The organism is Streptomyces sp. PTL18 (genome assembly GCF_059510295.1).
This window is the reverse complement of the sequence record NZ_JCAJZO010000017.1, coordinates 17,528-40,840: the sequence shown is the minus strand read 5'-3', so window position 1 is coordinate 40,840 and position 23,313 is coordinate 17,528. Positions and strand designations below refer to the sequence as shown.

Here is a 23,313-nt window from a genome sequence, read left to right as displayed (position 1 = left end):
GGGGGTCGCGTTCCGGAGGAGGTCGTCACGGATGGTCGTCGTCTCCCCGGTCGAACAGCTCGGGATAGGTGGACTCGTCGTCCGTCCGGCGGCCGCTCTGCTGCCGCTCGAGCCGGTGCTGACGCTCCTGACGCGCCTGTTCCTGGGCGCCGAGGGTTTCCTCGGTCATGTCCTTCAGGTGGCCGGAGCCGTCCGCGTACCGGCCATGCTCCCGGTCGGTCATATCGGCTCACCTCTGTCATATGGGTGAATATCATCTTACGTCTCTTCCTCCCCGCGGATCGACTGCCTCAGCTGCTGCAGGGCGCGGCTGTCCCTGAACCTGTTCATGTCCAGCAGGGCGCCGGCGATCGCGTCTCGAGCTTGCGCTGGGTGGCGTCCTCCGCCCGCATCTCCGAGTTCTTGAGCAGGGCGAGGAGGAGAAGGGTGACCGCTGTCATCGACTCCCCGGCGAGCGGGAGCAGCTCCAGGGGTAGATGCGCGGCGTGCGCGGCGCGGTATTGCGAACTTCAGTTCGCGGAATGCGCGTTCGAAGATTCCTTGAGTGCGGCGACCGCAGCCGTCAGCTCCTGACGCAGCGGGCCTGGTGGCGCGTCGCCGTTGACGGCCGTCACCAGGTCCTCGGCGACGTGGTGCAGTTTTGTGTTGGTCCTCTGGGAGACGGTGACCAGGACGTCCCACGCGTCCTGCGCAGTCAGCCCGAACGACGCCATCAGCACCCCGCGGGCCAGGTCGATCACCGGCCGGGTCTGCATCGCCCGCCGGAGCTGGACCAGCTCGATGTGCAGGTCCCGCTCGGTCGACGGGTCCAGGTCACGGTCGGGGGCCGGGGCCTGCTCCTGGTCGGGGACCGGGACCCGTTCCCGGTCGGGGCCCGGGGGCGTGTGCGGGTCCTGGCCGTCCTGGCCGGCGGTCGTGCCGACGGCGCGGGACAGGTCGAACAGAGGGCGTGTGCCGGTCAGCGACAGCAGCCTGTCCACGGAGGGGCAGGTCGGGCCCAGCACGAGCGTCTTGGTGTCGGCCAGGGCCTGGCGGCGGGCACTCAGCAGCACGTTGAGGCCGGAGCAGTCGCAGAAGTCCACTCCGCCGAGATCCACGTCGACGCCCCTCACGGAGCGCCGTACGGCCTCGCGCAGGGCATCCTGCAGGGCCTGCTCGGTGTCGATGTCGAGCTCCCCGGACACCGCCACGGTCACCCGGTCCCCGTCCGGGTGCGTCTCGATCCTCAGACACGGTGGCAGAAGGTGCTGCGGCGGGCGGGCCCAGGTCACCCGGACGTCACCGTCCGCGCTGTCGGGCTCGGGAAGTACGCGCTCGTCCATGGCAGCCTCCCGAGCCGGCCCGCAACGCGCCCCCGTACCCAGCCAGGCTCTGCCCGGCCCAGGGCACATGTCAAGGGACACACGAACGCGAATTCAGCTTTTTGTATTCGTGAATCGCGGAGCCTACTCTCTATCCATGGGTGAAGTCCGTGAGCCGCATACGGGATGGACGTTCCTCACGAACCACGCACGCGTGCTGGCGGCCATCGCCGACGACCAGAGCGTCCGCATCCGCGACATCGCGGCCCACTGCCGGCTCACGGAGCGCGCCGTTCAGAAGATCATCGCCGACCTCGAGCAGGACGGTTATCTCACGCACACCCGTGAGGGGCGCAGCAACACGTACCGCATCCAGCCCGGCACGCCGCTGCGCCACCCGGCGGAGGCCAGCCTGACCGTCGCCGAGCTCCTCGCCCTGCTGGTACGGCAGGACGCCGCACACGGCAGGCAGCGCCGGCAGCAGTAACGCCCCTCACCGTGGGTACTCGCAGGTACCGGCCACCGGCCACCGGCCACCGGTCACCGAGAGGAGCCCGAAGTGAGCACCGAAACTGGCAGGAAGATCGTGGTCACGGGTGCCACCGGCAATGTGGGCACCAGCCTCGTGCGCCTGCTCGCCGAGGACCCTGCCGTCGCGAGCGTACGTGGCCTGGCGCGCCGGACCCCCGACCTCGGCCCGGAGCGCGTGGAGTGGTCGAAGGTCGACCTCGCGGCGAAGGACGTCGACCTCGTCCGGGAGTTCCGGGGCGCCGACGCGGTGGTGCACCTGGCATGGGCGTTCCAGCCGACGCACGATCCGGTCGCGACCTGGCGGACCAACGTGCTCGGCAGCATCCGGGTCTTCGAGGCCGTCGCCGCCACCGCCACGGTGCCCACGCTGGTGCACACCTCCTCCGTGGGGGCCTACTCCCCGGGTCCCAAGAACCGTGCCGTGGACGAGTCCTGGCCGACGCACGGCTGGCCCGACGCCGCCTACACCCGGGAGAAGGCCTATCTGGAGCGGTATCTCGACACCTTCGAGTTCCGGCACCCCGGGATCCGGGTCGTACGGATGCGTCCCGCGTTCCTGTTCAAGCGGGAATCGGCGAGTGAACAGCGGCGCATCTTCGGCGGCAAGTTCCTGCCCGGACCGCTGGCCCGCCCGGAACTGCTGCCCTTCCTGCCGGACATTCAGGGGCTCCGTGTGCAGGCCCTGCACACCGATGACGCGGCCCGTGCCTACCAGCTCGCCGTCCACAGCGAGGTCCGGGGCGCCTTCAACCTGGCCGCCGATCCGCCCCTGGACGCAGAGGTGCTGGGCGAACTGCTGGGTTCCCGCCCGGTGCGGCTGCCCCGCACGGCCGCACGGTCGGCGATCGCCGCCGCCTGGGGGCTGCGGCTGCTGCCCGCCTCGCCCCACCTCTTCGACGCCGTCCTGAGGCTGCCGCTCATGGACTGCACCCGTGCGCACACCGTGCTCGGCTGGCAGCCGCGGCGGACGGCGACCGAGGTGCTGGAGGAGTTCCTGCACGGGCTGCACGAAGGCGCCGGCGCCCCGACGGCACCGATGCAGGGCCACAAGGTCGGCTGACACGGGCCGCAAGGCCGGCTGACACACCCGGCGGGGCCACCGACGGCCCGAGGCAGCCTGAGCGCGTCCGTTTGAGCCCGACCGAGCGCGAAACTCCCTTGCATAGTCCTACCGTGCAGGAAAGGCGGTCTCGATCCATGGCCCTGACATCCCGCAACGACACGTCCCCGGCTCTCGGCCGGGCGGGAGCCGCGCTCGATGTGGCCGGGCTGGAGGCGGCACTGCGCAGCGCCGTGGACGGCGAGATCCGATTCGACGCGGGCAGCAGGGGCGCGTACTCCACGGACGGCTCCAACTACCGTCAGGTCCCCATCGGCGTCGTCGTACCCCGCGGTGTGGAGGCCGGCGCCCGCGCGGTCGAGGTGTGCGCGCGGTTCGGCGCGCCCGTCCTGTCCCGGGGCGGCGGCACCAGCCTGGCCGGCCAGACAACCAACACGGCCGTCGTCATCGACTGGACCAAGTACTGCGACGCCCTGGTGTCGGTCGATCCCGACGCCCGCACCTGCGTCGTGGAGCCCGGTCTGGTCCTGGACGAGCTCAACCGCAGGCTCGCCGACCACCGCCTCCAGTTCGGCCCCAAGCCGTCCACGCACAGCCACTGCGCGCTCGGCGGCATGATCGGCAACAACTCGTGCGGGGCGTCGGCGCAGGCGTACGGAAAGACCGTGGACAACGTGCGCCGCCTGGAAGTCCTCACCTACGACGGGACCCGCATGTGGGTGGGGCCGACCTCGCGGGCCGAGCGGGCACGGATCGCCGCCGAGGGCGGGCGCCGGGCCGAGATCTACGACGGCCTCGACCGCATCGTCACCGAGTACCTGGCGGACATCCGCCACGGCTACCCCAGGATCCCGCGCCGCGTCTCCGGCTACAACCTGGACTCCCTGCTCCCGGAGAACGGCTTCGACGTCGCCAAGGCCCTGGTCGGCAGTGAGGGAACCCTGGTGACCGTACTGCGCGCCGAGCTCGACCTGGTCCCCGTACCCCGCTACCAGTCGCTGCTCGTCCTCGGCTACGGGGACATCTGCTCCGCCGCCGACGACGTTCCCCGTCTTCTGGAACACTGCTCACCCAGCCAGCTGGAGGCCCTGGACGGGCGGATGGCACAGCTGATGCGCGAGGAGCACGCCTACCTGGAATCCCTCAACTCCCTCCCGGAAGGGGACAGCTGGCTGCTGCTGCAGTTCAGCGGCGACAGCCAGGAGGAGGTCGACGAGAGGGCGCACGCACTGCTGCGCGCTGTCGGCCGGAGCGAGAAGGAGTCCACCGTCGCCTTCTCCGACGACCCCGAGCGCGAGCAGAGGATGCTGAAGGCCCGTGAGGCCGGACTCGGAGTCACCGCGCGGCCGCCGGACGACCGCGAGACCTGGGAGGGCTGGGAGGACTCCGCCGTGTCGCCCGACCGACTCGGCGACTACCTGCGCGACCTCAAAAAGCTGTTCGAGGAGTTCGACTACGACCATCCCTCGCTCTACGGGCACTTCGGCCAGGGCTGTGTGCACACCCGCATCCCGTTCGGGCTGAGGACCGCCGAGGGTGTGGCCGACTTCCGCCGCTTCCTGGAGCGAGCCGCCGACCTCGTGGCCTCATACGGCGGCTCCCTGTCGGGCGAGCACGGGGACGGCCAGTCCCGGGGCGAACTGCTCACCCGCATGTTCGGAGAGCGGCTCGTGGCCGCGTTCGGGGAGCTCAAGGCGCTCTTCGACCCGGACAACCGGATGAACCCGGGCAAGGTGGTCGACCCCCACCCGGTCGACGGACAGCTGCGCCTCGGCTCCGCGTGGCGGCCCGCGACCCCGGACACGCACTTCGGCTACCCGCAGGACGAACACTCCTTCACCCGCGCCGTACTGCGCTGCGTCGGCATCGGCAACTGCCGCAGCCACCACGGCGGGGTGATGTGCCCGTCCTACCGGGCCACCCAGGAGGAGGAGCACTCCACACGCGGCCGGGCACGGCTGCTGTTCGAGATGCTCGACGGCCACGCGGACTCCGCCGTGACCGACGGCTGGCGCTCCACCGAGGTCCGGGACGCCCTGGACCTGTGCCTCGCGTGCAAGGGCTGCAAGTCGGACTGTCCCACCGGCGTCGACATGGCCACCTACAAGGCGGAGTTCCTCGCCCACCACTACGAGGGCAGGCCCCGCCCGGCCGCCCACTACTCCATGGGCTGGCTGCCGCTGTGGGCCCGGCTCTCCCGCCTCGCCCCGCCGGTCGTCAACAGGCTGCTGCACGCGCCCGGACTGGCCGCCGCCGGCAAACGGCTGGCCGGTGTCGACGGCGCGCGCCAGGCTCCCGTGTTCGCGGAGGAGCCGTTCCCGAAGTGGTGGAAGGCGCGTGGCGGCGAAGAACCGGAGCCCGGAGACCCGCGGGCGGTGGTGCTGTGGCCCGACACCTTCACCGCCTACTTCCACCCCGCGATCGCGCGGTCCGCGGTGCGGGTCCTCGAGGACGCCGGCTTCCGGGTCGCCGTACCCACGAGGTCCGTGTGCTGCGGACTGACCTGGATCTCCACCGGGCAGCTGGCGGTGGCGAAGAAGGTCCTGCGGCGCTCGATCGACGTCCTGCGCCCGTGGATCGAGGCGGGTACGCCCGTCATCGGCCTGGAACCGTCCTGTACGGCCGTCTTCCGCGCGGACGCGCCGGAACTGATGCCCGCCGACCAGGACGTGCAGCGCCTGGCCGGGCAGTTCCGCACCTTCGCCGAACACCTCGTCCACCACGCCCCCGAAGACTGGCGGCCGCCGTCCCTGGCGCGGCAGGCGACCGTGCAGACCCACTGCCACCAGCACGCGATCATGAAGTTCGACGCCGACCGGGAGCTGATGCGGCGCGCCCACATCGACGCCGAGGTCCTCGACGAGGGCTGCTGCGGGCTCGCCGGCAACTTCGGGTTCGAACGGGGCCACCACGAGGTGTCCATGGCCGTCGCGGAGCAGGGCGTCCTGCCCTCCGTGCGGGGAGCCGCCCCGTCCGGCCTGGTCCTCGCGGACGGCTTCAGCTGCCGGACCCAGATCGAGCAGGGCGGCACGGGCCGCCGGGCCCTGCACCTGGCCGAGGCGCTGGCCCTGGGCCTGGACGGGCCCCTGCCCGCGGACCTGCCCGAGCGGGTGGCGCAGCGCCCCGAGCCGCCCTCACGCCTCGGCGCCTGGGCGACCACGGCCGCGGCCGCCGCGCTGACGGCGGCTCCCGCGGCGGTCCTCGCCCGCCGCCTGCGAGGCCGTGCCTGACCGCGGCCATGGCGGTACAGGTGGCGGTGTGCGGGCCCGCTCGGTGCCAGGAGAGCGAGCGGGCCCTCGCCCACGAGCTGGGCCGGCTGCTCGCGGAGCGCGGGGCCGTGGTGATCTGCGGCGGGCACGGCGGGGTGATGGCCGCGGTCGCGGCGGGCGCCCGGTCGCGCGACGGCCTGGTCGTCGGGGTGCTGCCGGGGTCGGACCGGACCGGCGCCGGACCTGACCTGAGCGTCGCGATCGCCACCGGGCTCGGGCAGGCACGCAACAGCGTCATCGTGCACAGCGGGGACGCCGTCGTCGTGGTCGGCGGCTCCTGGGGCACGCTCTCGGAACTGGCCCTGGCCATGCGCCGGGGCGGTGTACCCGTGGTCCACCTGGGCGACGGCTGGCGCGTTGTGGACGCCGACGGGCGGGAGGTGCCCGGCGTACGGTACGCGCGGACGCCGGCCGAGGCGCTGGAGCGGACGGAGCTCTGGCTCTGACGGCCATGGCTTCGCCCCGCCCGCCCCTTCCCGCACCTGCCTCCAGGGGCTCCGCCCCTTCGACCCCCGCTCCTCACACGCCGGCGGGCTGATTTCCAGCCTGTCCGGCGTGTGAGGACGAGGCGGTTCAGGCCGAAGCGGGGGTCCGGGGGCGGCAGCCCCCAGGCAGGGGACGGGCTAGGGCGGCGGGGGCGAATCCGCCCCGGTGCGGCACGGCGCTCAAGCCGTCAGCACCTTCTCCAGCGCCCCGAGCGCCGACCGGAGTTCCTCCTCCGTGACGGTCAGCGGCGGTGCCAGGCGGATCGTCGAGCCGTGGGTGTCCTTGACCAGGACCCCCTCCGCCATGAGGCGTTCGCTGATCCCTCGACCGGTGCCGATCGCCGGGTCGACGTCGACACCCGCCCACAGTCCGCGCGAGCGGAAGCCCACGACGCCCTTGCCGAGGAGCGAAGCCAGACCGTCCCGCAGCACCACACCCAGCTCCGCGGCGCGCAACTGGAAGTCACCCGTCTTCAGCAGGTCGACGACCGCCGAACCGACCGCCGCGGCCAGCGGGTTGCCGCCGAACGTCGAACCGTGCTCGCCCGGCCGCAGCACCCCGAGCACGTCCCGGCGCGCCACCACCGCCGACACCGGCACGATGCCGCCGCCGAGCGCCTTGCCGAGCAGCAGGACGTCCGGCACGACTCCCTCGTGCTCCACCGCCAGGGTGCGGCCCGTGCGCCCGAGGCCCGACTGGATCTCGTCCGCGATGAGGAGGCATCCCGCACGGCGGGTGAGATCACGGACCCCGGCCAGGTAGCCCTCGTCGGGGATGATCACACCCGCCTCGCCCTGGATCGGCTCGATCAGCACGGCCGCCGTCGTCTCGTCGACCGCCGCCTCGAGCGCCGCCAGGTCGTTGTACGGGGCGATGCGGAAACCCGGCGTGAAGGGGCCGAAGCCCGCCCGCGCCGTCTCGTCCGTGGAGAAGCTCACGATCGTCGTCGTCCGGCCGTGGAAGTTCCCGGCCGCCACCACGATCGTCGCCCGGTCGGCCGGCACGCCCTTGACCTCGTACGCCCACTTCCGGGCCACCTTGACGGCGCTCTCCACCGCCTCCGCGCCCGTGTTCATCGGCAGCACCATGTCCAGGCCCGTCAGCTCGGCCAGCGACTCGGCGAACTCGGCCAGCCGGTCGTTGTGGAAGGCCCGCGAGGTGAGCGTCAACCGGTCCAGCTGGCGGTGCGCCGCCTCGATCAGCACCGGGTTGCGGTGGCCGAAGTTGAGGGCCGAGTACCCGGCCAGCATGTCGAGGTAGCGGCGGCCCTCCACGTCCTCCACCCAGGTGCCCTCGGCACGGGCGACGACCACAGGCAGCGGGTGGTAGTTGTGCGCGAGGACCGGCTCCTCGGCCCGGATCAGCTCGGCGGACGTACGCGTACGGACGGGTGCGGTCATGAACGGGTCTCCCGGATCTCCTGGGTGCAGCACTTGATGCCTCCGCCGGCCTTGTGGAACTCGGACAGCTCGACGGGGACGGGGTCGTACCCCCGGTCGGCGAGGCGTGAGGCGAGGGCCTCGGCCTTCGGCGCGACGAAGACGTGGCGTCCGTCGGAGACGGAGTTCAGGCCGAACGCCATCGCGTCCTCGTGCGTCGCGAGCACCGCGTCGGGGAAGAGCCGAGCCAGCACCTCCCGGCTGCCCGGCGAGAAGGCCTCCGGGTAGTACACGACGTTGTCGTCGTCGAGGACGAACAGCGCCGTGTCCAGGTGGTAGAAGTACGGGTTCACGAGCGTCAGGCTGATCACCGGATGGCCGAAGAACTCCTGCGCCTCGCGGTGCGCCTCCCGGGTCGTGCGGAACCCGGTGCCGGCCAGCAGGTACCGGCCCGTCCACACCAGGTCGCCCTCGCCCTCGCAGACGGACTCGGGGCGGTGGACGTCGTAGCCGGCGGCCTTGAACCACGTCTCGTAGTGGACGGACTCCGGGCGCCGCTCGGGCGCGTGGAAGAGCGAGCCGAAGACCCGGCCGTCGACGACGACCGCCGAGTTGGCGGCGAACACCATGTCCGGCAGGCCGGGGACCGGGTCCACGGCGTCGACGGTGTGGCCGTGCGCGCGGTAGGCGCGGATCAGCCCCTGCCACTGCTCATGGGCCAGGTCCACGTCGACCGTGGTGTCGGGATGCATCCAGGGGTTGATCGCGTACTGCACGGCGAAGTGTCTGGGTTCGCAGACGAGGAAGCGCCGCCGGCGCGGCACACGGTTGTCGGTCACAGAGGGGTTCCTCCGCTTCCTGCGGTGTCGACTGAGGGTTGACACCACGGTAGGAAGCGGCGGATACGGACGACAAGGAATGACAGCTGCGTGTTCACGCAGGAACGCTGCGTCTTGAGGCCCCTCAACGCACGTCCGCTGCGCCCTCCGCGCCACCGTGCGGTGCGGCCTGGGTCGCGCCCGCCTCCGGGCTCTCCGGAAGCAGGTGGGACAGCACCATCACGCTGATCGTCTTCCGGATGAAAGGCTCCGTGCGGATGCGCTCCAGCACCTCCTCGAAGTGCTCCACGTCCCTCGCCCGCACGTGCAGCAGCGCGTCAGCACCGCCGGTCACCGTCATCGCCGCCGTGATCTCCGGATGGTTGCGCACCACCTCCGCCAGGCGCCGGGGCGGCGCCGCGCCCTCGCAGTACACCTCGACGTACGCCTCCGTGCGCCAGCCCAGCGCCGACGGCTTCACGGTGGCCGTGAACCCGGTGATCACACCCGTCTCACGCAGCCGGTCCACCCGGCGCTTGACCGCCGTGGACGACAGGCCGACGGCCGCGCCGATCTCGGCGAAACTGGTCCTGGCATTCGCCATCAGCGCGGTGATGATCTTCCGGTCGAGTGTGTCGAACGGTACCGGCCTGCTGTTCATGGGGGCACTGTAATCAGACCGGCACCGGCACCGTGACCGCCGCCGCGCCATGTGAGCGTCAGGGTGTGCGGGTGGTGAGCACCATGCCCAGGGTGACGAGGCCGAGGACGACCCAGCCGAACCAGAGCCAGCCGCTGCTGCCGAGCGCCACCGTGTAGGCCGTCACCGCGACGAGCGCACCGACGGTGAGCACCCCCATCGCCTTCGTGGAACCGGGCATGGCAACACCCTCCTCATGGTTCGTCACCCCTCATGGTGCCCCCGTTCTGCTTGCGCACGGTGCAGACGACCAGATGGGTTCCGGACAACCAGGCGCTCCTGCCCGTCCAGGACGCGGCTTCGTAGCGGGACGGGTCGAAGCCGTAGCCCTTCGGTGGCACGTCCCGCGTACACGCCGCGTCGGACAGGCTCCTGGCCTCGGTCAGAGTGGTGCCGGGGCCGAGCCGGGTGAAGCCGAGCACCTGCTGGTCGTGTGTCCCCGAACAGGGGACCAGGCGGGCGGCCCGCACGGAGGGCGCGTCCAGGCAGTCCCGCTTCTGCATGTCGGCCGTGTCCACGAACGGCATCCCCGGCCTGCGTCGGTCCCCGAGCGGACCGTACACCGGCCCGTGCGCGCCCAGCACCAGGCAGGCGGTGCGCCGCCCGGCCGCCTCGAACCCCGCCCGGGTCGGGACGACGGCGTAGGCGCGCACGTCGGCGAGCTTCTCGCGAACCGCCTGCGTGCGCTGCTCGCACTCCTCGGATCCGTGCCGACGCGCCTGGTCCGGGGACGCGCTGGTGACGAGCCCCATCACCTGCCCGTCCGGGGTCCCCGCCGAGCAGGTCGGGTCCACGGTCAGCCGTGGCGGGCCGCCCTGGAAGCGGGTCCCCGGCCAGTCGGCGACGACACAGTCACCGTCCTTCAGCGGCCCGGTGAGGCCGACGGCGTCCCCGTACGGCTTCGCCGCCCCGCCGCCCGGCGGGTGCACCACCGCGTACCGGACCCCGCCCAGGGCGAGCGCCGACCCCAGGGCGCACGCCAGGAGGGCGCGCAGGAGGTGCGTGTGGGCCGGGTGGTGCGTTCGCGGGTCCGCCGCGGCGTGCACGGCCGGGGACGTGGGCGGGGCGCCCGGCGCCGGGCTGGGCGAGGTCTCGGTCGGTGGGTGCGGACGCGCGCACGGTGTCCGCGGGCCCGGGACCGGACGGCTCGTCGTCGCGATCGCCGACAGCGCGGCCGCCGTGTCCACCGCCGTGATCCGCGTGGCGGGGTCCTTGACCAGTACGGCGGCCAGCAGGGGCCCCAGCGTCCCGGCCCGCACCGGAGGCCGGGGCTCTTCGAGGACCACCGCGGTGATCTCGGCGAGCTGGGTGTCCCGTTCGAAGGGCCCGCATCCCTCGACCGCGAAGTACAGGGTGCAGCCCAGCGAGAACAGGTCGGCCGCGGCGGTGGGCGGCCCGCCGGTCGCGCGCTCGGGCGCCAGATAGCCGGGCGTGCCGACCAGTGCGGACGTCAGTGTGTACCGGGGCTCGTCCGCGTCCGGCTGCACCGAGATGCCGTAGTCGGTGAGCAGGACCCGGGAGTACGGTGCCCCGCCGCGGTCCGGCGCCAGCAGGATGTTCGCCGGTTTCACGTCGCGGTGCATGACGCCCCGCTCGTGCCCGGCGGTCAGGGCGTCCAGCACCGCGAGCCCGAGGCGGGCGCACTCGGCGGGGGACAGCGGGCCGCGTCGGTGGACCAGTGCGCGCAGGTCGAGCGCGCCCGCGACGTACTCCATGACGATCCAGGGCAGGCCGTCGTGTTCCAGTACGTCGTGCACGGTCACCACGTGGGGATGCCCGCGCAGCCCGGCCGCGTGCCGGGCCTCGGCCCGGGCCCGGGCGACCCGGGCGGCCCGCTCCTCGGTCGCCTCCACCGGGTCGCGGAACACGACCTCCTTGAGGGCGACCTCGCAGTCGAGGCGATGGTCATGGGCGCGCCAGACATGGCCCATGCCGCCGCTGCCCAGCCGGTTCAGCAGGAGATAGCGGTCCGCGACGACCCGGCCCACTCCCGACTGCGGTGATCCTGAAGGCATCGCGTCGCTCCCCGGTCCGATGCGGCGGTCTGGTGCGGGACGTCCGTGGGCGAGCCGGTCACGGGGTTGTGCGTGACCGGTGCGGCGCCGGTGGCCGTGCGCCGGTGGGTGGATTGCTCGTGCCCGTTCTCCCGGCCGTCGGCGCGCCGGTCGACGGCCTGCCGGTCCCGGGCGCCGAGGTGACGGGCTGCGACGGGCCGGGGGCCGATGTCGCGGGCGCGCTGCCCGAGCCCGGTTTGCCCGTGGTCGGGGAACCGGTCACCCCGGGCGCCGTACCGGACGGACCCGCGAGGTGCGACGCGGACGGGCGGGTGGACCTGGAGGGTGAGGAGCCGCCCGAGGCGCCGGTGCCGCTCGCGGCCGGCGCCGAGGAACCGCCCGACGCCGGAGGGGAGGACGAGCCGCCCGACACCGGTGGGGAGGAGGCCTTCCCGGCGGCCGGCGCGGAGGCCGACGTGCTGCCGTCCTTCCCCGGTGTGTTCGTCCCGCCCGACGACGGGGGAGTGGACGTTCCCCACGTGCCGTGGCCCGCTCCGTCCGTCGTACCGGCGGTGCCCACCGACAGAGTGACGTACTGCCCGAAACCCAGCTCGGTGCCGGGTGCGGGACGGGAGCCCGTGACCACGGCCTCGTCGGGCGGCGCCCCCTTCCTGCCGTACGCGACCGCGAGCCCCAGATCCGTCAGCCGCCGACCGGCCTCGGCGAACTGGAGCCCCGTCACCCGGGGCACCCGGCGCCGCGCCCGGGCGTCGAAGGGGGAGTCGTGTGCACCGGCCGTGCCGACGGGGCGGCTGATCCCGCGGCCGGGGTCGTCGACGTCCACGAGCACGAGCCGCGTCAGCGGCTGCGCGGCGGGCCTGACCGCCACCACCGAGGAACGGTCGTATCCGGCCCATTTCCTGGTGCCGTCCTCGAACCGGACCGAAATCCGTGTGGTGTCGCCCTGGAAGGGGCGCAGCGGGTTTCCACAGGAACATTTCACCGTGGGCTGCCCCTGGTCGTCCACCAATACCGCGATTCCGGCCTGGAGCAGCGAGTTGAAAGAGGTGGCCCTTCCTTTCCTGTAGTCGTGGTTCTGGACGAGAGTGTCGTGACGCAGCAGGACCGGTGTGAGCCGGTCGAGATAGTGGGGGATCTGTGGCCGGGTAATTCCGAGGACCTGCGCCCAGACGTTCGCCTTGCTGTCGTTCGCGGGATCGGTGAGGAATTCCGTCAGCCGCCTCACGTCACAGATCGTGGGCTGCCGGGAACCGCCGTAGAGCCCGGGTGTGTTCCCGGCCTGCAGTCCTCCGGGCACCTCCCGGATCCGGACCGTGGTGTCGTGCCCGAGGCCGCTGTGCTCGTCGAAGAAGGGATTCAGTGACGGAACCCCGACGGCGACGGCCTTCACCACGAACGTCTGTGCGCTTTTTCCGCATCCGACGAGGACCAGTACCGCGACCAGCGGAACGCCGATCCTGCGGGCCAGGGATTTCCCCGCGCCGTGCAGAGACATGCGCATTGCCATCACCGCTCCCCCCTGCGGTCCCCCACGCCCTGCAGAGCGGCGGCAGGACGTCACCGCACCAGGCTACCGAATGGAGGGCTGCTTCAGGCAGCCTGAAAAGAAAGGGAATTCAGCGGTGTGACGGAACTCAGCGGCCGCGTGCGCTGAGTGAGGCGAGATAGGCGTTGTACGCCGCGAGTTCCCTGTCGCCGTCGCGGTCCGCGGCCCGGTCCTGCCGCTTGGCCTGCCGCTGCTCGGACCGGTACCACTGGAACAGCAGCGCGAGCAGCACGAGCACGGACGGGACCTCGCTGAACGCCCAGGCGATGCCACCGGCCGACGTCTGGTCCGCCAGGGCGTCGATGCCGAGCGAGGCGGGCGGATGCCGGTAGGCCTCGATCATCGGTGTGGACGCCATCATCAGCGCGATGCCGAAGAACGCGTGGAACGGCATGCCCGCGAACAGCTCCAGCATCCGCATCAGGTGCCCCGGCCGGTGCGGGCCCGGGTCGATGCCCATGATGGGCCAGAAGAACACCAGCCCGACGGCGAGGAAGTGCACCATCATCGCGATGTGCCCGGCCTTGGACGCCATCAGGAAGTCGAAGAGCGGGGTGAAGTACAGCCCGTACAGGCTCGCGATGAACAGGGGGATCGTGAACGCGGGGTGCGTGATGACCCGCAGGTAGCGGCTGTGCAGCAGCATCAGCAGCAGCTCGCGCGGCCCCTTGCGGTCGCGGCCCGCGGTCGGCAGGGCGCGCAGCGCCAGGGTGATCGGCGCGCCGAGCAGGATCGGGATCGGCGCGAGCATGCTGATCAGCATGTGCTGCACCATGTGCACGCTGAACATGACCATGCCGTAGTCGTTCAGCCTGGTGCACATCGTGAGCAGCACGAACAGCACACCGACGACGTACGCGACGGTCCGGCCGACCGGCCACTTGTCCCCGCGCCGTACGAGCCGGACGACGCCCCACCCGTACAGCCCGAGCCCGATCAGACATGCGACGAGGAAGAACGGGTCCGTCGACCATGCGAGCCCCCGCCCCAGCGTGAACGGCGGCAGATCCATGGTCATGCCGTGCCCGCTGTGATCCATCCGCCGGCTCCTGTTTCGTGGGGGTTGTGCGCTGTCTGTCCACAGCTGTCTGTCCGCACCCAGACTAGAACCGCCCCCGGCCGCGACCGCGACCGGGGGCGGCTGAAGTCTGCCGATGCGTTACAGAACACACTCCGCCTCGGCGTAGCGCTCCATCGGGACCGTCTTCAGCGTCTGCACGGCCTCCGCCAGCGACACCGTCACGATCTTCGTGCCGTGCAGGGCGGTCATCATGCCGAACTCGCCCCGGTGCACGGCCTCGACCGCATGCCACCCGAACCGTGTCGCCAGGACCCGGTCGTACGCCGTGGGAGTACCGCCCCGCTGCACATGGCCGAGGATCACCGGACGGGCCTCCTTGCCGAGCCGCTGCTCCAGCTCCAGCGACAGTTGCCGGGCGATCCCGGCGAACCGCTCGTGCCCGTAGATGTCCTTGCCGCCCTCGTCGAACTCCATCGTGCCGGGCCTCGGCTTGGCCCCCTCCGCCGCGACGACGATCGCGAACCGCTTGCCCGCGGCGAACCGTTCGCCGACCCGGGCGGTCAGCTCCTCGATGTCGAAGGGACGTTCCGGGACCACGATCGCGTGGGCGCCGGCCGCCATGCCGGAGTGCAGCGCGATCCAGCCGGTGTGCCGGCCCATGACCTCCACGATCAGCACCCGCTGGTGGGACTCGGCGGTGGTCTTCAGCCGGTCCAGCGCCTCGGTCGCCACGCCCACGGCCGTGTCGAAGCCGAAGGTGACGTCCGTGACGGCGATGTCGTTGTCGATGGTCTTCGGTACGCCGACGATCGGCAGTCCGTTGTCGGACAGCAGCCGGGCCGCCTTGAGCGTGCCCTCACCGCCGATCGGGATGATCGCGTCGAGACCGAGCTCCTCGACGTGGCCCTTGGCCCGCTCCACACCGTCCCGCAGATGCTCGGGACGGACCCGGGAGGAGCCGAGTATGGTGCCGCCGCGGGCCAGGATGCCGCCGACCGCGTCGAGGTCGAGCTTGAGGTAGTCGCACTCCAGGAGACCCTTCCAGCCGTCCCGGAAGCCGATGACCTCGTCGCCGTGGTCGGCGACGGCGCGGTGCACGACGGACCGGATGACGGCGTTCAGACCGGGGCAGTCACCGCCGGACGTGAGGACACCAATGCGCATAGCCCGAACAACCTTCTCAACGTGGGCACGGGACCGGACCACGCTGTCCGGCTCGAATCCCCGCCACCCTACCGGCGGAAGGGGGCGGGGCAGCACCGTGCGTCCGCCTGCTGGACGCGCCCGCTCAGCTGTGCGGACGCACTGTCAGACGGGCTGATGACCGCTGACTGGACGGTCGGTGTACGGGCCGCCCGGCAGCTCCTGCGGAACCGTTTCAGGCGGGCTGCCGCGCGGCTGTGTTCACGCGGGCTGCTGCGCAGCAGCGATGCGCTCGTTGCGCAGCGCCTCGTACCAGCGGTCGTCGACCGGCGGGAGCGCGTTGACGTCGAGTGCCAGCTTCAGCAGCAGGTCCGCGATCTGCGGGTTGCGCGCGAGGACGGGACCGTGCATGTACGTACCGAAGACCGTGTCGTTGTACGCGCCCTCCGTGCCGTCGCCCGTGCCGTTACCCCGGCCGAGCTTGACCTGCGCGAACGGGCGGGCCGTCGGGCCGAGGCGGGTGACGCCCTGGTGGTTCTCGAAGCCGGTGAGCGGGGGCAGGCCGAGACGCGGGTCGACGTCCGCGAGGACGTCACCGACGCAGCGCTCGCCGTCGCCGCGCACCGAGACCACGTCGAGCAGGCCGAGACCCGGCTCCCGCTGCCCGAGGTCGTTGATGAACTCGTGGCCCAGGATCTGGTAGCCGGCGCAGACGGAGAAGACGATCGCGCCGTTCTCCACGGCCCGGTACAGGTGGCCGTCCCGGCGCAGCCGCTCGGCCGCGAGCCGCTGCGGACGGTCCTCGCCGCCGCCGATCAGGTAGATGTCGCCGGAGGTCGGGATCGGCTGGTCGCTGCGCACGTCGAGGCGGGCCACGTCGAGGCCGCGCTGCCGGGCCCGGCGCTCCAGGACGAGTGCGTTGCCCTGGTCGCCGTAGGTGCTCAGCAGGTCCGGGTAGATCCACACCAGACGAAGCTGGTTGTCACTCATCGATGATCGTCCTTCGTGGTCAGTTGCCGACGCGGCGGCGCAGGTCCTGGAACGCGGTGTAGTTGGCGATGACCTCGATCCGGCCCGGCGGGGCGAGCTGGACGGCCTGCTCGAGGTTCTCGCAGACCTGGAAGGACTGGTTCGCGACCTCCAGGCGTACGGCGAGGTCCAGCTTGCGGTCGCCGATGACGAAGATCGGGTGGCCGGTCAGCCGCGTGTAGTCGACGTCCCAGAGCCAGGAGGTGTCGGTGCCGTCGGCCGAGCGCGCGTTCACGGAGAGGATCACCGGGGTCGGCGGCGGGTCGATCAGGGAGAACGTCTCCAGCCAGCCGGCCGGGTTCTTCGCCAGCAGCAGCCGCAGGTCGCGGTTCTGGAACTGGACGACGTCGTAGCGCCCCGCGACCGCCTGCACCTGGTACATGCGCTCCAGCGCGACCTGCGGGGGGACGCCGAAGACGGCGGCGACGGCGGCCGAGGTGGTGGCGTTGGCCTTGTTGGCGCGGCCCGGCAGCTGCAGGTGGATCGGCCAGGCGGAGCCGTGCGGGTCGAGGACGTGGTCCCCGGACAGCGCCCAGCTCGGGGTCGGCCGGCGGAAGCCGCACTCGCCGCAGTACCAGTCGTCGCCGGGGCGCTGCATCACACCGCCGCAGGAGGGGCAGGACCAGGCGTCGTCCTTCCACATCTGGCCGGCGGCGACCCAGATCACATTGGGAGAGGAGGAGGCGGCCCACACGACCAGCGGGTCGTCGGCGTTCGCGACGACGACGGCCTTGGACCCGGCCAGGCCCTCGCGCCAGTTCTCGGCGAGCATCCGGGTCTCGGCGGCGCGGTCGAGCTGGTCGCGGGAGAGGTTCAGCAGCGCGATGCACTTCGGTTCGGTGTCCCGGGCGACCCCGGCGAGGTACTTCTCGTCGACCTCGACGACCCCGAACTTGGAGTCCGAACCGCCTGCCAGCGCCGAGGTGATGCCGGCGGGCATGTTGGCGCCGAGCGCGTTGGACACGACCGGCCCCGCCGCGCGCAGCGCCTCCGCGATCAGCCGCGTCGTCGTGGTCTTGCCGTTGGTCGCGGAGACCAGGATGACGTCCAGGTTCTGGGCGAGTTTGCCGAGGAGGTCGGGGTCGAGTTTGAGCGCCACTCGGCCGCCGATCACCGAACCGCTGCCGCGCCCCGCGGCGCGCGATGCCGCAGCGACCGCCTTGCCCGCGGTCACGGCCAGCTTCGCCCGCGGCGTCAGCGGGTCCGAGTTGCCTGCCATCAGTTCTCGATCCTCCTTGCGTACAGCGCCGCGCGCCCTGTTCCGGCAACGTGTGGGCCTCAGCCTATCGAGATCCCCGCACGCCCCCGAACCGCGGCACCACCCGGCGCCCGAGCGGCACTGCCGACCGTACCCTTGCCGGCATGCCACATCGCACCATCGCGGGCGCCCGAGGGCGCGTCCGGACCGTCACCGTGCTCGGCGACGCCGTGTTGCGGGAGCCGTGCAAGGACGTCACCGACTTCGGTCCCGAACTCGCCCGGCTGGTCGAGGACATGTTCGCGACGATGTACGCCGCGCAGGGGGTCGGCCTCGCCGCGAATCAGGTCGGCGAGCCGCTGCGGGTGTTCGTGTACGACTGCCCGGACGACGAGGACGTGCGTCACCTGGGCCATGTGGTGAACCCGCGGCTCGTGGAGGCGGACGGTGTGGTGATCCGGGGGCCGGAAGGGTGTTTGTCCCTGCCGGGACTCGAGGCGGGGACGGAGCGGTACGACCGGGCGGTCGTCGAGGGGTTCACGATGACAGGGGAGCCGGTGCGGGTGGAGGGCACCGGGTGGTTCGCCCGGTGCCTGCAGCACGAGTGCGATCACCTGGCCGGTGGGCTGTACGTGGACCACCTCGCGGGGTGGCGCAAGCGGAGGGTGTTGCGGCAGGCCGCGAGAGCGCCGTGGCGGCGATGAGACGCCGGCGGCCGCGGGCCGTCTTCGGCCGGTCGCGCCGCCACGGCGGAGCCGCACATCGACACAGCCCCGCGCCCTGAGGGTGCGCCTCAGAACCCGGGGCCCCCGATGCGGTCCCCGGCCGCAGCCAGCCGACCCCACAGCAGGTCCGCCAGGCTGCGCACCAACTCCGCCCGTGAGCACGGCCGTTCGCCCAGCCACCAGTCCCCGGCGGCGTGCATCATGCCGACGATCCCGTGGCCCCACACGCGCGCGAGCTGGTGGGTGCCCGGGCCGAGGTCCAGGCGTTCCTCGATGACCTGGGCCAGCTCCTCGCCCATGCGGCGCAGTACCGGAATGGAGTGCCGGCCGGTGTCGAAGCCCTGGTCGTTCTGTGAGCCGCCCTCCGCCGGATGCATCAGGAAGCGGTACACCTGGGGTCGCGCCTCGATCGCCGCGAGGTAGGTGTCCAGCGTGGACTCCACCCGCTCGCGCCGGTCCGCCGGGGCGTCCAGCGCGGCCCGCAGCGAGTCGAGGAGTGCGTCGGTGTGGCGTTTGGCGAGCGCCGCGTACAGCCCGCCCTTGTCGCCGAAGTGGCGGTAGAGGATCGGCTTGGTGATGCCGGCCTCGGCGGCGATGGCGTTCATCGAGGCCCCGGGACCGTCGCGCAGCACCACCCGGTCGGCGGCCTCCAGCAACTCTCGCCGTCGGCGGTCGGCGGACCGCCCCTGGTCGGTCCGCTGCGTGGTGTCCATCATCTCTCCCCACCCGTCCTGATTCGGTGACGCCTGCGCAAAGTAACACTGAATGGCGGGCCGGTATCGAACGAGCTGCCGACCTCGCCGGGGAGGCGGCCCGTGCGGGCCGGGAGTTGACTTCTCCTACTGGTGAGTAACAGACTGCTGTTACCGCAAGTAACATGTGAGTGCAGCGCTGGAGGGGACATGGCCGAGTTCACCATGGAGCTCAACGACGAACAGAAGGAGGTCCGGGACTGGCTGCACGGCTTCGCCGCCGACGTCATCCGCCCCGCGGCCGCCGAATGGGACGAGCGTGAGGAGACCCCCTGGCCGGTCATCCAGGAGGCCGCGAAGGTCGGCATCTACTCCCTCGACTTCTACGCCCAGCAGTACTTCGACCCCACCGGCCTCGGCATCCCCATGGCCATGGAGGAGTTGTTCTGGGGCGACGCGGGCATCGCCCTGTCGATCGTCGGCACCGGTCTCGCCGCCGTGGGCGTCCTCGCCAACGGCACCGAGGAGCAGATCGGCACCTGGATCCCCCAGATGTACGGCGACGCCGACGACGTCAAGGTGGCCGCCTTCTGCTCCTCCGAGCCGGACGCCGGCTCCGACGTCGCCTCCATGCGCACACGCGCCGTGTACGACGAGGCCGGGGACGAATGGGTGATCAACGGCACCAAGACCTGGGCGACCAACGGCGGCATCGCCAACGTCCACGTCGTGGTCGCGGCCGTCGACCCCGAACTGGGCTCCAAGGGCCACGCGTCCTTCATCGTCCCGCCGAACACGCCGGGCCTGGCCCAGGGCCAGAAGTTCAAGAAGCACGGCATCCGCGCCTCCCACACCGCCGAAGTGATCCTCGACAACGTCCGTGTCCCCGGTTCCTGCCTGCTCGGCGGCAAGGAGAAGCTGGACGAGCGGCTCGCCCGCGCACGGGAGAAGGCCAGGAAGGGCGGGGAGCGGGTGAAGAACGCGGCCATGGCCACGTTCGAGGCGTCCCGCCCGGCCGTCGGCGCGATGGCCGTGGGTACCGCCCGCGCCGCGTACGAGGTGGCCCTCGACTACGCCAGGACGCGCGAGCAGTTCGGGCGGCCGATCATCGACAACCAGGGCGTCGCCTTCCAGCTCGCGGACATGCGGACGCAGATCGACGCGGCACGGCTGCTGGTGTGGCGGGCGTCGTGGATGGCGGTCAACGGCAAGCCGTTCACCGCCGCCGAGGGGTCGATGTCGAAGCTGTTCGCGAGTGAGACGGCGAAGAAGGTCACGGCGCAGGCGATCCAGATCCTCGGGGGCAACGGGTACACCCGGGAGTACCCGGTGGAGCGGATGCACCGCGATGCGGCCATCTACACCATTTTTGAGGGCACGAGCGAGATCCAGCGCCTGGTGATCGCCCGGACGCTCTCGGGCATGCCCATCCGCTAACGGTGCCTGAGCGGCGTGATCTGCTCGATGTCGTACCGCCTCCGCAGCGCCTCGATCGCCTCCTGGTCCGGTGGGCCCCCGTTGCCCAGGATCTCCAGGAGTTCCTCGAAGTAGCGTTCGTGGTCCGGGGGCGGGGACGCCTGGAAGAACATCTTCGCCGCCGTCTCCGTCGGGTTCGCGAAGGCGTGGGGGCAGCCGGGGGGCACGACGATGACCGTGCCCGGGGTGGCGCGGAGCACCCGCCGGCCCGAGCTCGACTCCCACTCCCGCCAGTTGTCGGGGGTCCGTACGCGCGGCTCGAAGGCGAGCACGTCCAGCTCGCCCTCGAGCACGTAGAACAGCTCCTCGCTGCGCGTGTGCACATGGGCGCCGACGTCGAATCCCGGCGGCACGATCACCTCGAACGTGGAGGCCGTGCGCGAGTGCGAGCCGGTCACCTTGAACGTCACATGCTGGGCCGGTGTGCGGACCACACGTCCGTGACCCGGCGGCACGAACAGGCCTTCGGTCGCCACGGGTCTGTCAGTCGTCGTCATGAGCCGCTCACCAGGTCACGGGAAGGGCGTCGGGCCCGCGGGTCCGCGCGCCCTCACGGAAGGGGACCTCATCGGCCGGCACCGCGAGCCGCAGTCCCGGCACCCGGTCCAGCAGGGCGTCCAGCAGCATTTCGGCCGCCAGCCTGGCCGGCGTGCCGCCCGGGCAGCGGCGCGGGCCGGAGCCGAACGCCAGATGGGGGTTCGGGTAGCGCGCGAAGTCGATCGTCTCCGGGTCCGGGAAGACGCCCGGGTCACGGTTCGCCGCCGCGTACGAGACGTACACCGCGTCGCCCGCCCGGATCCGTACGCCCCCGACCTCCACGTCCTGCGTGGCGACCCGGGGCGGGCCCACGGCGGTGCGGTGCGGGATGTGGCGCAGCAGTTCGTCGACGGCCTGGGGGCGGACCGCCGGTTCCGCCCGCAGGCGTTCGGCCAGGTCCGGGCGGGTCAGCAGGAGGTGGAACATCCGGCCGGTGTGGTCGGTGACCGCCTCCGCGCCGATCTGGAGCAGCACCGCGAGGCCGGCCGCCTCGTCGAGCGTCACCTCACCCAGGCCCACGGCGGCCCCGAGCAGCGAGACGACGTCCTCCCCGGTGCTGCCCTCGCGGGCGCCGACCAGACCGGCGAAGTAGCCGCTCATCTCGTCCCTGGCCCGCTCACCGGCCCTCGTGCCGTGCGCGGCGGAGAGGGCGAGCCGGGTCCAGGTGCGCACGTCGTGCCGGTCGGCGGCCGGGACCCCCATCAGCTCGCAGACCACGGCGGCGGAGAAGGGGTCGAGGACAGTGGCGGTCAGGTCGGCGGGCGGTCCGTCCTGGAGCAGCTCGTCCACCAGGTCGTCCAGCATGCGCCGTGCCGTCTCGCGCACGCGTTCGACGCCGCGCGCCGTGAGGGCCGCGGCGACCGAGCGGCGCGGCCGGGCAGGGTCGGGCGGCTCCGGGAAGCCGACCGCGTCCCGCTGCGGGACGACGTGCGGGGCGAGCCGGACCGGCCGGCCGTCCATGACCGGCTCGAGGTGGAACCGGGGATCGTTCGTGACCGCGCGCACATCGTCGTAGCGGGTCACGAGCCAGGCCCAGCCCTCGCCGCCGGGCCGCCCGACCCGGGTGACCGGGCCCTCGCGCATCAGCTCGGCCAGGCCCGGGTCGAATTCCACGCCGGGCGGGCCGAGGGCGGGCCAGGGGCGGACCGGTGGCAGGTTCCCGTCGCTCGTCCCCTCGGCCGTGGCGCGCCGCCTGTCGTCCGTGTCGGTGGTCATCTCATCTCTTCCCGTTGCCGGAGACGTTCCAGCGGCCCAGGGCGATCTCCGCCGTGATGCCCGGTCCGAAACCGGCCAGCAGCCCACGCGCCGCGTGCTCGGCACCGCCCGACTCGAACAGCCGGCGCAGCGCGTCCAGGACGACGGCGCTCGCGATGTTGCCGTACTCGGTGAGCGTGGCCCGGCTGAACCGGAATGCCTCCGACGGCACCTGAAGGAACTTGCTCAGGTCGTCCAGGATGCGCGGGCCGCCCGCGTGAACGATGTAGAAGTCCAGCTCGGAGGCGTCCCAGCCGTGCTGCCTGGCCAACGCGTCGAGCGCCGGGGCGAGCGGTTCCATGGTGGTGGGCACCCGTTTGTCCAGCAGGAAGTGGAATCCGGTGGCCCGGACGTCGTACGCGATCCACTCCTCGGTCTTCGGGATCAGGTACGAGCCGTTGCGTTCCAGCTTCACGCCGGTGCCGCCCTTGCCGCGCACGACCGCGGCCGCGATGCCGTCGCCGAACAGACCGTTGGAGAGCAGCGAGCCGACGCCCAGGTCGGTGGGCTGGTAGCACAGTGAGCAGAACTCGCAGGCCACGATGAGGGCGTTGGCGTCGGGGTAGGCCGTGCAGAAGTCGTGCGCCCGGTTGATGGCCGCGCCGCCCGCGGCGCAGCCCAGCTGGGCTATGGGTATCTGCCGCGTGTCGGTGCTGAAACCCATCGAGTTGATCAGCCACGCGGTCAGCGAGGGCATCATGAACCCGGTGCACGATACGTAGATGATCACGTCGATGTCGGTGGTGAGCAGTTCGGCGTCGTCCAGTGCCCGCTGCACCACCGCGGGCACGCGGGCCTTCGCCTCGGCCTCGTAGAGCTTGTTGCGCTCCTCGAAGCCCGGGTGTTTCAGGGTTTGCTCGATGGGCTGCACGATGTGCCGGGTCTTGACCCCGGTGTTCGCGATCAGCCGCAGGGCCAGCGGGAGTTGGGGGTGGTCCGGGTGGCGGGAGCGCGCCAGGTCGAGCGTCTCCTCCATCGTGATCACGTGTTCCGGGACGGAAACCGCGGGCCTGCACAGAGTCGCCATGGAGTGCGCCTTCTTTCGCCTTGGCGGAGGACTCTTCGTCCCCCGGCGGAAGGGGGTTCACCCGTACGCGGGTGGTCCACCCACGATCACCCCGCGCGGCGGGGAT

The 23,313-nt window shown here is 71.9% G+C and carries 21 protein-coding genes and 1 pseudogene; 6 read left to right on the top strand and 16 right to left on the bottom strand.

Annotated elements, in window-relative coordinates; genetic code table 11:
- Window positions 1–25: 25 nt before the first annotated feature.
- Together AC5WS8_RS27010 and AC5WS8_RS27005 are read right to left on the bottom strand one after the other, a co-directional pair.
- Window positions 26–223, bottom strand: coding sequence for a hypothetical protein (locus tag AC5WS8_RS27010; RefSeq protein WP_496106077.1), 198 nt, complete (start codon window positions 221–223; stop codon window positions 26–28).
- A 286-nt stretch (window positions 224–509) separates the two neighbouring features.
- Window positions 510–1,322: an anti-sigma factor antagonist gene (locus tag AC5WS8_RS27005; protein WP_496106076.1), complete on the bottom strand. Its 813-nt coding sequence runs from the start codon at window positions 1,320–1,322 to the stop codon at window positions 510–512.
- A gap of 136 nt (window positions 1,323–1,458) precedes the next feature.
- Between AC5WS8_RS27005 and AC5WS8_RS27000 the strand changes: the two genes are divergently transcribed.
- The 4 genes from AC5WS8_RS27000 (at window position 1,459) to AC5WS8_RS26985 (ending at window position 6,607) form a co-directional block, all read left to right on the top strand.
- Window positions 1,459–1,788, top strand: coding sequence for a helix-turn-helix transcriptional regulator (locus tag AC5WS8_RS27000; protein WP_496106075.1), 330 nt, complete (start codon window positions 1,459–1,461; stop codon window positions 1,786–1,788).
- Between the two features lie 72 nt (window positions 1,789–1,860).
- The gene (locus AC5WS8_RS26995) at window positions 1,861–2,892 is read left to right on the top strand and encodes an SDR family oxidoreductase (protein WP_496106074.1); all 1,032 of its coding nucleotides are present in this window, start codon (window positions 1,861–1,863) and stop codon (window positions 2,890–2,892) included.
- 137 nt (window positions 2,893–3,029) lie between these two features.
- Window positions 3,030–6,122, top strand: a complete 3,093-nt coding sequence (locus tag AC5WS8_RS26990; protein WP_496106073.1) for an FAD-binding and (Fe-S)-binding domain-containing protein — start codon at window positions 3,030–3,032, stop codon at window positions 6,120–6,122.
- Between the two features lie 8 nt (window positions 6,123–6,130).
- Complete coding sequence (locus tag AC5WS8_RS26985; protein WP_496106072.1) at window positions 6,131–6,607, top strand: TIGR00725 family protein; 477 nt, start codon at window positions 6,131–6,133, stop codon at window positions 6,605–6,607.
- A 219-nt stretch (window positions 6,608–6,826) separates the two neighbouring features.
- On the opposite strand, the gene rocD is transcribed toward AC5WS8_RS26985, so the two are convergent.
- From rocD to AC5WS8_RS26935, 10 genes are all read right to left on the bottom strand, one after another.
- Entirely contained in the window at window positions 6,827–8,047 is a 1,221-nt protein-coding gene (rocD, locus tag AC5WS8_RS26980; protein WP_496106071.1) for an ornithine--oxo-acid transaminase, read from the bottom strand.
- Window positions 8,044–8,865, bottom strand: coding sequence for a dimethylargininase (ddaH, locus tag AC5WS8_RS26975; protein WP_496106070.1), 822 nt, complete (start codon window positions 8,863–8,865; stop codon window positions 8,044–8,046). The genes rocD and ddaH overlap by 4 nt, the downstream gene beginning before the upstream one ends.
- Window positions 8,866–8,989: 124 nt before the next feature.
- Window positions 8,990–9,505 (bottom strand): Lrp/AsnC family transcriptional regulator, encoded by a 516-nt coding sequence (locus AC5WS8_RS26970; RefSeq protein WP_496106069.1) that lies wholly within the window; start codon window positions 9,503–9,505, stop codon window positions 8,990–8,992.
- A 58-nt stretch (window positions 9,506–9,563) separates the two neighbouring features.
- Window positions 9,564–9,725: a hypothetical protein gene (locus AC5WS8_RS26965; RefSeq protein ID WP_496106068.1), complete on the bottom strand. Its 162-nt coding sequence runs from the start codon at window positions 9,723–9,725 to the stop codon at window positions 9,564–9,566.
- A 13-nt stretch (window positions 9,726–9,738) separates the two neighbouring features.
- Window positions 9,739–11,559, bottom strand: coding sequence for a serine/threonine-protein kinase (locus AC5WS8_RS26960; protein ID WP_496106067.1), 1,821 nt, complete (start codon window positions 11,557–11,559; stop codon window positions 9,739–9,741).
- Between the two features lie 58 nt (window positions 11,560–11,617).
- Window positions 11,618–13,066, bottom strand: coding sequence for a DUF6777 domain-containing protein (locus AC5WS8_RS26955; RefSeq protein ID WP_496106066.1), 1,449 nt, complete (start codon window positions 13,064–13,066; stop codon window positions 11,618–11,620).
- Between the two features lie 127 nt (window positions 13,067–13,193).
- Window positions 13,194–14,144 (bottom strand): cytochrome c oxidase assembly protein, encoded by a 951-nt coding sequence (locus tag AC5WS8_RS26950; protein ID WP_496106065.1) that lies wholly within the window; start codon window positions 14,142–14,144, stop codon window positions 13,194–13,196.
- Window positions 14,145–14,264: 120 nt separating this feature from the next.
- On the bottom strand, window positions 14,265–15,290 hold the full coding sequence (locus AC5WS8_RS26945; protein WP_496106064.1) for a 6-phosphofructokinase: 1,026 nt from the start codon (window positions 15,288–15,290) through the stop codon (window positions 14,265–14,267).
- A gap of 240 nt (window positions 15,291–15,530) precedes the next feature.
- Window positions 15,531–16,259 carry a type 1 glutamine amidotransferase gene (locus tag AC5WS8_RS26940; protein WP_496106063.1) on the bottom strand — a complete coding sequence of 243 codons (729 nt, stop codon included), beginning with the start codon at window positions 16,257–16,259 and terminating at the stop codon, window positions 15,531–15,533.
- A gap of 19 nt (window positions 16,260–16,278) precedes the next feature.
- Window positions 16,279–17,517 (bottom strand): MurT ligase domain-containing protein, encoded by a 1,239-nt coding sequence (locus tag AC5WS8_RS26935; RefSeq protein ID WP_496106062.1) that lies wholly within the window; start codon window positions 17,515–17,517, stop codon window positions 16,279–16,281.
- 143 nt (window positions 17,518–17,660) lie between these two features.
- Here AC5WS8_RS26935 and def point away from each other — a divergent pair, with 143 nt between their 5' ends.
- The gene (gene def / locus AC5WS8_RS26930; protein WP_496106061.1) at window positions 17,661–18,200 is read left to right on the top strand and encodes a peptide deformylase; all 540 of its coding nucleotides are present in this window, start codon (window positions 17,661–17,663) and stop codon (window positions 18,198–18,200) included.
- Window positions 18,201–18,289: 89 nt separating this feature from the next.
- On the opposite strand, the gene AC5WS8_RS26925 is transcribed toward def, so the two are convergent.
- The gene (locus tag AC5WS8_RS26925; protein ID WP_496106193.1) at window positions 18,290–18,934 is read right to left on the bottom strand and encodes a TetR/AcrR family transcriptional regulator; all 645 of its coding nucleotides are present in this window, start codon (window positions 18,932–18,934) and stop codon (window positions 18,290–18,292) included.
- 189 nt (window positions 18,935–19,123) lie between these two features.
- Between AC5WS8_RS26925 and AC5WS8_RS26920 the strand changes: the two genes are divergently transcribed.
- Window positions 19,124–20,350, top strand: coding sequence for an acyl-CoA dehydrogenase family protein (locus tag AC5WS8_RS26920; protein WP_496106060.1), 1,227 nt, complete (start codon window positions 19,124–19,126; stop codon window positions 20,348–20,350).
- On the opposite strand, the gene AC5WS8_RS26915 is transcribed toward AC5WS8_RS26920, so the two are convergent.
- The 3 genes and pseudogenes from AC5WS8_RS26915 to AC5WS8_RS26905 all read right to left on the bottom strand — a co-directional run.
- Complete coding sequence (locus AC5WS8_RS26915) at window positions 20,347–20,886, bottom strand: cupin domain-containing protein (RefSeq protein WP_496106059.1); 540 nt, start codon at window positions 20,884–20,886, stop codon at window positions 20,347–20,349. The two genes, AC5WS8_RS26920 and AC5WS8_RS26915, sit on opposite strands and share 4 nt — an antisense overlap.
- 7 nt (window positions 20,887–20,893) lie before the next feature.
- Entirely contained in the window at window positions 20,894–22,141 is a 1,248-nt protein-coding gene (locus AC5WS8_RS26910) for a cytochrome P450 (RefSeq protein WP_496106058.1), read from the bottom strand.
- A 1-nt stretch (window position 22,142) separates the two neighbouring features.
- Window positions 22,143–23,213, bottom strand: a pseudogene (locus AC5WS8_RS26905) (type III polyketide synthase); the annotation flags it as partial.
- Window positions 23,214–23,313: the final 100 nt, after the last annotated feature.